The 12434-nt window shown below is 66.6% G+C and carries 10 protein-coding genes; 3 read left to right on the forward strand and 7 right to left on the reverse strand.

The window, feature by feature from the left end:
* Positions 1 to 101 precede the first annotated feature (101 nt).
* The 4 genes from BLU54_RS21425 to BLU54_RS21440 all read right to left on the reverse strand — a co-directional run bounded on the left by BLU54_RS21425 (position 102) and on the right by BLU54_RS21440 (position 5249).
* Positions 102 to 782, reverse strand: a complete 681-nt coding sequence (locus tag BLU54_RS21425) for a protein-methionine-sulfoxide reductase heme-binding subunit MsrQ (protein ID WP_091912875.1) — start codon at positions 780 to 782, stop codon at positions 102 to 104.
* 37 nt (positions 783 to 819) lie between these two features.
* Positions 820 to 1800 (reverse strand): protein-methionine-sulfoxide reductase catalytic subunit MsrP, encoded by a 981-nt coding sequence (gene msrP, locus BLU54_RS21430; protein ID WP_091912877.1) that lies wholly within the window; start codon positions 1798 to 1800, stop codon positions 820 to 822.
* 125 nt (positions 1801 to 1925) lie between these two features.
* Positions 1926 to 3068, reverse strand: a complete 1143-nt coding sequence (ccsB, locus tag BLU54_RS21435; RefSeq protein ID WP_091912879.1) for a c-type cytochrome biogenesis protein CcsB — start codon at positions 3066 to 3068, stop codon at positions 1926 to 1928.
* Between the two features lie 12 nt (positions 3069 to 3080).
* Positions 3081 to 5249 carry a cytochrome c biogenesis protein ResB gene (locus BLU54_RS21440; RefSeq protein ID WP_091912881.1) on the reverse strand — a complete coding sequence of 723 codons (2169 nt, stop codon included), beginning with the start codon at positions 5247 to 5249 and terminating at the stop codon, positions 3081 to 3083.
* Positions 5250 to 5787: 538 nt separating this feature from the next.
* Between BLU54_RS21440 and yihA the strand changes: the two genes are divergently transcribed.
* Complete coding sequence (gene yihA, locus BLU54_RS21450) at positions 5788 to 6561, forward strand: ribosome biogenesis GTP-binding protein YihA/YsxC (RefSeq protein ID WP_091912886.1); 774 nt, start codon at positions 5788 to 5790, stop codon at positions 6559 to 6561.
* Positions 6562 to 7088: 527 nt separating this feature from the next.
* Positions 7089 to 8087, forward strand: coding sequence for a porphobilinogen synthase (gene hemB, locus BLU54_RS21455; protein WP_091912889.1), 999 nt, complete (start codon positions 7089 to 7091; stop codon positions 8085 to 8087).
* Positions 8088 to 8253: 166 nt separating this feature from the next.
* Here the strand turns inward: hemB and dsbD are convergent, their stop codons facing one another.
* Both dsbD and BLU54_RS21465 read right to left on the reverse strand, forming a co-directional pair.
* On the reverse strand, positions 8254 to 10464 hold the full coding sequence (gene dsbD, locus BLU54_RS21460; RefSeq protein ID WP_235838074.1) for a protein-disulfide reductase DsbD: 2211 nt from the start codon (positions 10462 to 10464) through the stop codon (positions 8254 to 8256).
* Complete coding sequence (locus tag BLU54_RS21465) at positions 10461 to 10775, reverse strand: hypothetical protein (protein WP_091912892.1); 315 nt, start codon at positions 10773 to 10775, stop codon at positions 10461 to 10463. Before BLU54_RS21465 ends, dsbD begins: the two co-directional genes overlap by 4 nt.
* A 236-nt stretch (positions 10776 to 11011) precedes the next feature.
* Here BLU54_RS21465 and BLU54_RS21470 point away from each other — a divergent pair, with 236 nt between their 5' ends.
* Positions 11012 to 11620, forward strand: coding sequence for a hypothetical protein (locus tag BLU54_RS21470; RefSeq protein WP_211435389.1), 609 nt, complete (start codon positions 11012 to 11014; stop codon positions 11618 to 11620).
* A gap of 343 nt (positions 11621 to 11963) precedes the next feature.
* Here BLU54_RS21470 and rplQ read toward each other — a convergent pair whose 3' ends face one another.
* Positions 11964 to 12359: a 50S ribosomal protein L17 gene (gene rplQ, locus BLU54_RS21475; RefSeq protein WP_091912895.1), complete on the reverse strand. Its 396-nt coding sequence runs from the start codon at positions 12357 to 12359 to the stop codon at positions 11964 to 11966.
* Positions 12360 to 12434: the final 75 nt, after the last annotated feature.

Genomic DNA, 12434 nt, shown 5'->3' on the forward strand with positions numbered 1-12434 from the left:
CGCGCCGCCGCAAGGCGCTGCGTCATTCTTCGGAACACGCCGAACCGTAAAACGGCATCGCGCTCATCGCGCTCATCGCGTCACCCGCGAGTGTCATTCCATCAGCGCGGACTCGCCTCGCGCCGGGTCCGTTCAATCGCCAGCCACAGCAGACGGGCCAGCAGCAGCACGATGACGATCACCGCGTAGAGCTGTGGCTGCGCAAGGTCGTGCTTGCCGGCCTTCATCCACCAGAAGTGCAGAATCGCCAGGCCTGCCGCCGCGTAGATCGTACGATGCAGCAGTTGCCAGCGTCGTCCGAGGCGGCGCACGGCTGCCTTCGGCGACGTCGTGGCCAGGATCACCAACAGCACGAAGGCGGCAAAGCCGACCAGAATGAACGGCCGCTGCGCGATGTCACGGGCAATCGCGGCCACGTCGAAGAACTGGTCGAGCCAGACGTAGGTGAGGAAATGCAGCGCCGCGTAGAAAAAGCTGAACAGGCCGAGCATGCGGCGCAGCCGCAGCCATGCGCTCCAGCCAGTCAGCCGTCGCGCCGGCGTGACCGCCAGCGTGATGCAGAGAAAGACCAGCGCCCACAGGCCGGTCGAGCGGGTGACGAACTCCACCGGATTCGCGCCGAGACCGCCGTTGACGCCGAACCAGACCAGCCGCAGCAGTGGATACAGGCACAGCAGGAACACCACCGGTTTGATGACGGCCATCCGGCGCAGCAGCGCCGCGTTGACGGTCGCGCCGGCCGGCGCTGCACTGCGCTGGTTGCTGGGGATGCCGGACTTCATCGTTGTCGCTCTCCTGAGCCGAAGCGCATGCGCCGCTTCAGAACTGCTTGCGCAGGTCCATGCCGCGATACAGCGACGCGACCTGATCGCCATAGCCGTTGAACGGCAGCGTCTTGCGCTTCGGCGCGAAGAAACCGCCCTCGCCGATGCGTCGCTCGGTGGCCTGGCTCCAGCGCGGGTGATCGACGTCCGGATTGACGTTCGAATAGAAGCCGTATTCGCTTGGCGCGTAAGTGTTCCAGCTGGTCGCCGGCTGGGCCTCGACGAAGCGGATCTTGACGATCGACTTCGCGCTCTTGAAACCGTATTTCCAGGGCACGATGATCCGCACGGGCGCGCCGTCCTGCTTCGGGAGCACCTGTCCATACAGCCCGAAGGTCAGCAAGGTGAGCGGATTCATCGCCTCGTCCATCCGCAGCGCTTCGCGATAGGGCCAATCCAACACCGGCGTCGACAAGCCCGGCATCTGCTTCGGGTCGGCCAGGGACACGAACTGCACGTATTTGGCATTGCCGGTCGGACCGACACGTCGGATCAGTTCGGCCAGCGAATAGCCGATCCACGGCACGACCATCGACCAGCCTTCCACGCAGCGGAGCCGATAGACCCGCTCCTGCAGCGGCGCGAGCTTGAGCAGTTGATCGATGTCGTACACGCCCGGCTTCTGTACGGCTCCTTCGACGCTGACTTGCCAGGGCCGCGTGACCAGCGTGTTCGCGTGTCGGGACGGGTCGGACTTGTCGGTGCCGAATTCGTAGAAGTTGTTGTAGGTGGTGATGTCCTCGAACGAGGTCTGCTTCTCGTTGAGGCGAAACTGCGGATTGGGCGTGGCAGCGAGCTTGGCGCCGCTCGGCGCCGGCGCGGCGCTGGCGCGTCCCGCCGGCCCGAGCAGGCTCGCTGCGGTCGCGGCACCGGCAAGGCGCAGCAGGCGCCGGCGGTCCGCGAAGATGGCTTGCGGGGTGATTTCGCTCGCGGCGATGTGTTCGCCGCGCAGTCGGCGGTCCCAGTCCTTAGGCATTACGTCGCTCCGTCAGTGGCTCAGGCAGCACCCGATGCCGGCCGAGTCGGCCAGCACACCATGGACCATCGGGAACGCCGGTTTATTCCACCGACTGACGCAAGAGCGATGCCGAGCGCCGGCGCTTACAGTTGTCCGTAGCTATGCAGGCCGGACAGGAACATATTCACGCCGAGGAAAGCGAAGGTGGTGACGAGCAGCCCGATCAGCGCCCACCAGGCGGCCACCGTGCCGCGCAAGCCCTTCAGCAGTCGCATGTGCAGCCAGGCGGCATAGTTCAGCCAGACGATCAGCGCCCAGGTCTCCTTCGGATCCCAGCTCCAGTAGCCGCCCCAGGCTTCGGCCGCCCACAGCGCGCCGAGGATGGTGGCGATCGTGAAGAAGGTGAAGCCGACAGTGATGGCCTTGTACATCACGTCGTCCAGCGTCTCGAGCGACGGCAGGCGGTCGACGAAGCGGCCGTTCGACTTGAGCAGATAGGCTACGGAGACCATCGCCGACAGCGAGAAACAGCCATAGCCGATGAAGTTCGCCGGCACGTGGATCTTCATCCACCAGCTTTGCAGCGCCGGCACCAGCGGCTGGATCTGCTGCGCGTCGCGCGCCACCGAATACCACATCAGGAAACCGACGGCCGCGGCGATCACCAGCAGCACGAACGGGCCGAATGCGCGCGTCGCGTAGCGCCCCTCGTAGTACAGATAGAACAGCGAGGTGATCAGGCAGAACAGGACGAAGACCTCGTACAGATTCGAGATCGGAATGTGGCCGACGTCGCTGCCGATCATGTACGACTCGTACCACCGCACCATCATTCCGGTGAAGCCGAACCACACGGCGGTCCAGCACAGGCGCGTGCCGAGACGCCCGCCGGTCTCCGAGCGTCCCAGGAAGCCGATCCAGTAGAAGAGCGTCGAGAGCACAAACAACGCGCTCATCCAGAGAATCGCCGACTGGCTGGACAGCAGGTACTTGAGGAAGAAGTTGCTGTCGGCGCGTGCGAGGTCGTGGTGATACAGGCCGATGCTCGCAAGCGCCGCCAGCGCGATACCGAACAGCAACGGACGCACCGGCTTCCAATACCAGCCCAGTGCGATGCCGGTGGGCACGGATGCGACAAGAACCGCTTGCTCGTAGTAGTCCATGTACGCGTGATAGCGCAGCAGCGCGAACGCGCCGCCGGCAATCAGCGCCAGCGCGAAAACGTAATCGAACGGCGAGAGACGGCGCCAGGTCGGCAGCGCCTCGGAGGCGGAGGAATAATGCATGGTCGCGGTCGGCTAGGGCGCATCGGGCGCGGGGGGCGCACCGGCTTCGGCGCGCGCGGCGGCGCGCAGCTGGCGGAATTCGGTCTCGAAGTCGAGCGTCTTGCGGGTGCAGGACATCGCCATCAGTATCTGGGCGCCTTGATCCCGGTCCTTGATCCAGAACCAGACGCGACGTTCGCGGATATAGAACATCGCGAACACGCCAAGGACCAGCAGGAGACTGCCAAGATACACGATTTTCTTGCCCGGCGCGCGCGTCAGCTGGAACACCGACGCCTGCACCTGCTTGAAGCTGTCGAGCTGCAGGAACACCGGCGAACCGTAGAAGAAACTGTCGGACAGCGCGTTCAGCGAGGTATCGATGAAGCGGCCGGTATGTTCGTCCGGCTGCAGCGGCGGTTGGCTGTCGCGTTCGCGCGCGGCCTGCCACAGATCCCACACGCTGCCCTGCAGAACGCGCAACAGCAGGCCCGCCGCCTTCTCCTGTTCCGCCTTCGGAACGGTACGCTCGATGAAGCCGGCCACCGCGGTGAAGCCGCCGGGTGCGCCGGATGCGCCGGATGCGTGATCCTGCGCATCGGCCGCCGGCGGCGCGTCGGCGCCCGCGAACAACGACAGGACGCGCAGCGCGCTCTGGCGAAGCTGTTCGATCATCGCCGGGCCGCCGGCGCGGCCCGACCGCTCGGCAAAGCGACTTGCCGCGATCGCGCGGAGATTGGGGTCGGCAAGCGCCGCGCGCAGACGCATCCACTCGGTCAGGCTGCCGTCCGCATCGGCGGGGAGCCGCAGATAGCGGAACGGCGCGTCGGGCGTGGCGCGCATGCCGGCCAGGAACAGCGACTCGCCGTCGATCGTCGTCGGCACCATATAGTTGTTGAACTCGCGGGCCTGACCGCTGGCGTCGCGCAACTTGAAGCGCAGCGACGGACCGATGTTGTGCAGCGATTGCGGGCGCGACGTCTTGGCGCCGGAGCCGAGCCGCTCGTCGAACGCTTCGGCCAGCGACCGCTTGGCCACGCCGCGCACGTCGTTGCGGCCGTCCGCGTTGCTCATGTTCTCCACGTTGATCGCGCGGAAGTCGACGAATTCGAGCGTTTGCCCGTCGCCCAGCGCATAGCTGCCGCCGATCTTGCCGTCGATGCGCTTCGGCTGCATGCCCGCGCCGTGCATCGGATACAGCGACAGGGCAAGCGTGGTGCCGCCGTCCTCGAAACTCGACTGATAGATCGAGATTCCGTCGAAGGTGGCCGGCTTGTTGACCTCGATGCGCACCGGCGTGGTCTTGCCGGTGGCGTGATCGACGACGACGATGTCGCTCGCGAATAGCTTCGGCATGCCGGTCGAGTAGTAGTCGACGACGAACTTCTTCAACTGGATGGTGATCGGCAGGTCCTGCACGAGCATGCCGTTCGGCCGGTTCAGGATCGCCGTGGACACCTGCTGCCCTTCGGGCACCCAGGCATAGCCGCGGAAGCTCGGGTTCCAAGTGGCCAGCCGGTGCGCGTCGCTGACGCCGCCGACCATCGGCTGGCCGGCGATCGGCGTCTTGTTGAACATCCAGCTCTGCAGGTGGATGCCGAGCCCGCTGTCCAGCAAGCCGCCCACGCAAATGACAACGATCGCAAGGTGGGCGCTGATGTAGCCAAAACGGCTGGCGGTGCCGCGCTTCGCCGCGATCAACGTCGCGCCGGCGCCGCCTGTCTCGCTCGCGTCCTTGTCCCGCGTCACGAATTTGTAGCCGCGCCGCGTCAGCAGGCGCTGCAACGCACCGACCGCCTCGCCGCGCGGCTGGGCAGCGGGAAAGGCGTCGCGATGGCCGAACGCCAGCAGGCTCTGCTCGCGCACCCGGTCCTTCCAGTTGCGCGCATCGGCGAGCATCTTCGGACCGTTGCGCCAGACGCAGATCGAGATCGACACGACCAGGAAGGCCATGATCAGCAGGAACCAGCTGCTGCTGTAGACATCGAAGATGCCCAGCGCGCGGAAGATGTCGGCCCAGAACGGCCCGAACTGATTCACGTAGTTCGGATACGGTTCCTGCTGGTTGACGACGGTGCCGACCAGGCTGGCGATCGCGATCAGCACCAGCAGCGCGATTGCGAAGCGCATCGAACCGATCAGCTCGACCGTGTCTTTTACTACGCGCCGATGCCTGGGGCTCGGGCCGGGGGAAACGCTCATCAGGTTGGACAACCTTCTTGAAATCGGCAAGGGCCGGGACACGCCTGCGACACTGCGCTCGCGTCTCGGCGCGGGCGCGGTCCGTTGCGCCCGCGGACACGAGTGGCAGCCAGCGCCGCGCGAACGCGCCGCCGCTGTCTCACTATTCAACACAGGCGACCTGCACCTGGAAGCAGCGCCGCGGTGACCGAGGCTGGCGACATTGCCCAGACAGCGCCACGCGCCGGCAGCGTCGTTTCGGGCCACTCGTTCGGCCAGCAACGCGACACAGTTGGTCCGTGCCGTCCGCTTGCGGACCGCACGGACCGACTGGCGCGGTATTGTACAATGCCCGGCTTGGCGCATCGGCCGTCCTGTGGCACGTCGCAAACGACGCGTCGAACGCGTGAGCCGTGCAGCAGCAGTCGCGCCGACGGCGAAGCAGCGCGCGTCAGCATGACGCATGCGTGCCCCTCGCCGAATCCGCCCACCGCCGAATCCCGCTTCGGCGCGGTTGCCGGTCGACCCCTCCCCTGGCGCCCAACCCGGCCTTTCAAATATGTCATCGCACGCCCACGACAACGCAGAGAAACGCGCTGCAAAGTCCTTCCTGCTGCATCAGTCGCGCTTCTTCACGACGGTCAACCACTTGAAGGACCTGCCGCGCGAAGCGTGGCACGAAGTCGCCTTCGCGGGCCGCTCGAACGCCGGAAAGTCCAGCGCAATCAATGTGTTGTGCAATCAGCGCCGGCTCGCTTTCGCGAGCAAGACGCCGGGCCGGACGCAGCATATCAACTTCTTCACCGTCGGTCCGGAGAAGTCGCCCGAGGGTTTCATCGTCGACCTGCCGGGCTACGGCTACGCGCAGGTGCCCGGCGCGGCGAAGGCGCACTGGAGCCAGTTGCTGAGCAGCTATGTGCAGACGCGCGCCGCGCTGCGCGGCTTGATCCTGCTGACCGATTCGCGGCGGCCGCTGACCGATCTCGACATGCAGATGATCGACTGGTTTGCACCAACCGGCCGCCCGATCCATCTTCTGCTGACGAAGGCGGACAAATTGTCGCGGCAAGAAAGCGTTAATGCGCTGCGCGCGGCGCGCGCCACCATCGCGCGTTATGACGAGGCGAACGGTACGCGCCAACTGAGCGCCCAGCTGTTCTCGGCGCTGAAGCGCGTCGGCCTGGAGGAAGCGCACGCGGTGATAGAGGGCTGGCTACGCGGCGATGCTGCGCGCTCGAACGCCGACTCGGACGCGGACGCGAGCGAGACGTCCCGGGCCGCCGCGAGTCCTGATGCGCCGGCACCCGGCGTCGACGAACCGGACGCCAACTGAGCGCTCCATCGCCCCCGATGGCAGCCATACACGCGGCCCCGGCGTGACACTGGCAGGCCGCCGCTGTCGAACGAGTGCCGCGCGGCGGGCTGGCCGCGGCTGACGGCGTAGGCACGGGCTTCCCGCGAATGCCGCGTTCGCTCCGGCAGGCAACGCTCGGCGGACGCCGTCGTAGGCCGCGTCACCTGGGCTCCCCTCATCTTCCAGCCGGCCACATCGGCGGAGCGCGCCGCCGACGCCTTGCCGCGCCGTGCCAAACGCAAAGCGGTCCGCATCGCCGTTGCGCGGCCCTACCCTGCACGAACGCTTCCGCCGCGCGGAAGACGCGATGACCGCCTCATCGGCGAGACGGTTCGGAACAGCGGCGTATCATTCGGCCATGGCGCGCGCGAGAAGTTAAGCGCTACCGACACGCTGCCCAGTGGACAGGTTGCCGCCGTCGCAGCGCTTCCGCGCACCTCGCGCCGCGCGTCGGCAAGCTGTACGCGCTCGACATTGCCTTTGACCGTATTCGTGCAGGGAATCCCATGTCCATCTATCCGCATTACCGTCCGCGCCGCATGCGTCGTGACGACTTCTCCCGCCGGCTCATGCGCGAACATGCGCTGACCACCGACGACCTGATCTATCCGGTGTTCGTTGTCGAAGGCGACAACATCACGCAGCCCATTGCCTCGATGCCAGGCGTCAACCGGCTGTCGATCGACCAGTTGCTGCGGGTCGCGGAAGCCTGCGTCGCGGCGCGAATTCCAGTGCTCTCGCTGTTCCCGGCGATCGAACCCTCGCTCAAGACGCCCGACGGGCGTGAAGCCACCAACCCCGACGGGCTGATCCCGCGCGCCGTGCGTGCGCTGAAGACTCGCTTCCCGGAACTGGGTGTGCTCACCGACGTCGCACTGGACCCGTACACCAGCCATGGCCAGGACGGCGTGCTGGACGACGACGGCTATGTGATCAACGACATCACCATCGGCCTGTTGCTGGAACAGGCCGCCGCACAGGCAGACGCTGGCGTCGACATCGTCGCGCCGTCGGACATGATGGACGGTCGCATCGGCGCGATCCGCAGGATGCTCGAAGAGAAAGGGCATATCCATACCCGGATCATGGCCTACGCTGCCAAGTATGCGTCCGCGTTCTACGGCCCATTCCGGGACGCGGTCGGCTCAGCCAGCAATCTGGGCAAGGGCAACAAGATGACCTACCAAATGGATCCGGCGAACACCGACGAGGCGCTTCGCGAGGTCGCAATGGACATCGCCGAAGGCGCGGACATGGTGATGGTCAAACCCGGCATGCCCTACCTCGACATCGTCCGCCGGGTGAAGGATGAGTTCCGCTTCCCGACCTATGTGTATCAGGTGAGCGGTGAATACGCGATGATCAAGGCGGCCGCGCAGAATGGCTGGCTGGACCATGACAAGGCGGTAATGGAGGCACTGCTGGCGTTCAAACGTGCTGGCGCGAACGGCATCCTGACGTACTTCGCACTGGACGCAGCACGGCTGTTGGCCCAGCAGGACTGACGGGGTCGATCCAACCGACGGAAGCGAGCGGCGTCGCGCCCGCTGGTCCGCCGCATGTTTCCGAGCGGAACAGAGTCGACCGGACCGAAATCAGACGGAACCGGCCGGGCAGCCTCGCCTGGCCTGATCCGCTGCCCGCATCCAATGGACCGGACGATTTGCCGCGTCAGCGGCGTAGTGCCTCCATCAGACGCGCGGTCGCCGCCGAAGTGCTGGCCGCGGAAGCCTTGCCTGCGGACGCAGTGTCTGCCGACGTGGTGCCTGCCGACGTGGTGGCTGCCGACGTGGTGGCTGCCGCGCTGATGCCTGACGAAGCTGCCAAGGCGCTCGACAGCGCAGCGGCGTCTTCGCCCCGCTCGCCCGTCGGACCAGTGCTCCCTGCGCTCGCCATATTCCCTCCACCGTCTGCACTTTGCGCGCCGGTCTGGCCGCGCCGCCACGCGGTCTCGACGCTGGCGGCGAACCGTGCGACGTCTTGGAAGCCGACGACGCGCGTGCCGGGGATCTCCTTGCCCGCCGCGTCGAAGAACACGATCGCCGGCGGCCCGAACAAGCGGAAACGACGCAGCAACACCTGATCGGCAGCGCTGTTGCGGGTTACGTCGGCCTCGAACAGCGAGAAGCGCGCCATCGCCTGACGCGCCGCCGGCTTCGGGAACACCAGTTTCTCCATCTCCACGCAACTGGTGCACCAGTCGGCGTGAAAGATCAACATCGACGGCTTGCCGCTGGCGGCGAGCGCTGCGTCGAGCTGGGTGGCATCGGCGACAGGCATCGCGCCTTCGAGCCGCGCCGCCTGTGCTCGCGGCGACACCCTGGCAGCATCTCCGGCACTGTCGCCGGCCGGTTGGCCCGACGCGTCGCCACCGCGCACGAACACCGCGAGCGGCACGAGTGCGTCGGTACTGCCTGCCGCGGCACCGACCGTCAGACAGGCGGCCTGCAACAGCAACGGGAGCGCCACCGCACGCCGCAGTACGCCTGCGCGGCCGGCACGCCACATCAGCATGCCGCACAGGCTGAGCAGGAGCGCGAGCAGCAGCAGGCGCACGGTGCCTGGCAGCACGGGGCTGACGATCCACCATGCGGTGAACAGCAGCAGCACCCCGAACGCCTGCTTGATGCCGTTCATCCAGGCACCCGCGCGCGGCAGCAATGCACCCGCACCGGCACCGATCACGACCAACGGCAGTCCCAGGCCGAGCGCCATCGCGAACAATGCGGCGCCGCCGATCGCAGCGCGGCCGGACTGCGCGATGAACGCCAGGACGCCGAACAGCGGCGCGGTCATGCATGCGCCGACGGCCAGCGCGGACAAAGCGCCAATCGCGAATGCCGAACCGAGCCGGCCTCCCGTATGACGGCCGGCGCGGGCGTTGACACGGTGCTGCCATGCCTGCGGCAGTTGCAGCGTGAACCAGCCCATCTGAGCAAACGCGAAGACCGTCAACAGAAGCGCAAACGTGCCGAGCATCCACGGATTCTGCAGTGCCGCGCCGAGCCCCTTGCCGGCCAGCCCGGCCATGACGCCCAGAGCGGTGTAGACGAGCGCCATGCCGGCGACGTAACTGACGGAGAGCGCAACGCCGCGCAGTCGGGAGGGGCGCGACGCCGGCGACTCGCCTGTCGACGGCACCCGCATATTGGCACCGAGCACGATCGAGGAGACGATCGGGATCATCGGCCACGAGCACGGCAGAAGGCTCATGCCGACGCCGATCACGAAGAAGATGGCGACGATCGCCGGCAGACCGCGTCCTGCCAGGATGCCCTGCGCATAGCCCGGATCGTACAGACGGTCCGACAGGCTGGCGGCCGGCGGCGTATCGTGTGCAGCGGCTTCAGGCAGCGTCAGCGCGACGCGCCGGGTCATCGGTGGATAACAGACGCCTTTGTCGGAACAGCCCTGCGACGTCGCCTGAAGCGTCACGCGATGGCCGGCTGCCGCGGTCAGCGGCAGTCGGATCTCGACCTGATGGTGATAGACCTCGACATCCTTTTCGAAGGTGGGATCGTATTTGACCTCGCCCTTCGGAAACACCGGCTGGCCGAGCGTCGCGCCTTCGGCCGCGAACGCGAAGCGCTCGCGATACATGTAGTACGAGTCCGCGATGTGATACGTCAGCAGCAGCGCGTCGGGCAGGGCGCGGGCCTCGAGTCGGAAGGCCTGTTCCGGAGGCAGGAAATCCTCGTCCGCATGCGCCACGCCGATGCCCCGCAGGCCGGCCAGCAGTGCGAACAACAGAAACAGCATCACCGACGCGGCGAAGCGGCGCAGCCGTGCCGCGTCATGCAGGCTGTCGGTATGCGATTGCCCCGATTGCCCCGATGATGCCGATGCCGCGGCCGCGGACGCGGCCAAGCCTGCGCGCTTCATGCGTGTGTCTCCGCGGCAACCCAACGCGCATGCCAACCCGGCGACGGCAACGCCCACTCGCTCAGCGCGGCGGCGCCGCAGCGTGCATCCAGCAGTTGCATGAGGGCGTCGCACTGGCACGCGCTGGTCCGGAATTCGATGTCGATCTCTCCGTCGCAGGACGGCGGTTCCGGTGCCCCCAGACGCGCCGGCGTCGGCTCGCGGCTGGCGGATACCGCGAGCCGCAACGTCAGAACTTCGTCGATCACATCGCTCGCGCGCCGATGATCGCCGAGGCGCGCGCGAACCACCGAGATTTCATGTGCTGCCATGATTGAACCGAAAACGTCTTGCGGAAGAGCAGATTATAGAAAGGCAGGTGGCGGGAGGAACACATGCTGACCGAACGGCATAGCGCGGGCATCGTGCCGGCGATCGGCGGTCCGCAGTTGAATCGCCCGTTAGGCCTGCGCCGGGCTTATGATGCCATTGGCAGAGCGGCAGTTCATTGCGTCAACGCTGCGGCGCCCCGCCGCAGCACCGCCAGCTCTTCTCAGCAAGGATTCGTATGCGCTCCATCGCTTCCTTCATGCGCGGCACTGGCCGCATGAAGTTCAGGATTTTTCGCGCATTGCCGCGTCGCCGCTGGTCGGCCTGGCTGGCCACTGGCGGCTTCGTGTTTTCGCTGTGCGCGCTGCCGTCGCTCGGCCATGCAGCTGCCTCCGATGCCCTGGCGCACGCCGCTGACCCTGGCGATCCCGCCCAAGTGTGTGCGAAGGCCGGTACCGACGATCGTCTGATGCCGCTGCCGCCGTCCTGGGCGCCTGCCGCGCGTCAGGCGCTCGGCCTGGCGATGCCCGACGCGGTGATGACCCGTACGACCTTCGCGCGCTGCATGGACGGTACCGCGATGGTCTGCAATGCAGGGGCCAACCTGCCATGCGGGAAGGCGGACAAACGCACCCGGCGCAAGGACATCGCCGCCTACTGCGCCGATCACCGCGATGCGGGCATGATTCCGGCCTATGCGACCGGTCACGACACGCCTTACACATGGCGCTGCGTCGGCACCCGCGCCGTGGCCGACACCGCGCACGCGGACCAACTCGATGCGCGCGGCTTTTTCGCGCGTTATTGGCAGGCGCTGCCAGGCAACGTGCCGAAACGCAGCGACTGAATGGCGCGCCGGCGCGCGCGCTGATGGCGCCGTGCCGTGTCGAACCTGACCGGCACTTGCAACGCGGCACTTGCAACGCGGCGTGCGATCCGACCGGTGCCGCTGCTGTCTTATCGCGCATTGCCCGGGCGCGCATCGACTGATGCGCCATGCCGCGCAGCGCCGTCGAGACGACGGATGACGGATGACGGATGACGGACGACGGACGACGGACGACGGACGAGGTCATTGTGCCGGCGTGGCCCGCCCGGCGTCGCAGTACCTGTTCACACAATGAAAAAAGCCAGGCATGGCCTGGCTTCTTCAAACGCTGCCGCGTCGCGTCCGCGACGCGCTGCAACGCTTACTCTGCGTCGCTGACTTCTTCGCCTTCAACATCGGTCGGGCGGTCGACCAGCTCGACGAACGCCATCGGCGCATTGTCGCCGTGACGGAAGCCGATCTTCAGGATGCGCAGATAGCCGCCCGGACGGGTCGCGTAACGCGGGCCCAGTTCGTTGAACAGCTTGGTCACCGAGTCACGATCGCGCAGGCGATTGAACGCCAGACGACGGTTGGCGACCGTGGCGGTCTTGCCCAGCGTGATCAGCGGCTCGACGACCTTGCGCAGTTCCTTCGCCTTCGGCAGCGTGGTCTTGATCGCTTCGTGCTCGATCAGGGAATTCGACATGTTGCGCAGCATCGCCAGGCGATGGCTGCTGGTGCGGTTCAGTTTCCGCAGACCGTTACGGTGACGCATGATGTTTTCCTGTTGAAAGTCTTGATCCGGCTCTTCTATCGTCGCGCGCGACGCGGTCCGGTCGGTAAGTCAGTC

The organism is Chitinasiproducens palmae, from assembly GCF_900095735.1.
Taxonomy (GTDB): domain Bacteria; phylum Pseudomonadota; class Gammaproteobacteria; order Burkholderiales; family Burkholderiaceae; genus Chitinasiproducens; species Chitinasiproducens palmae.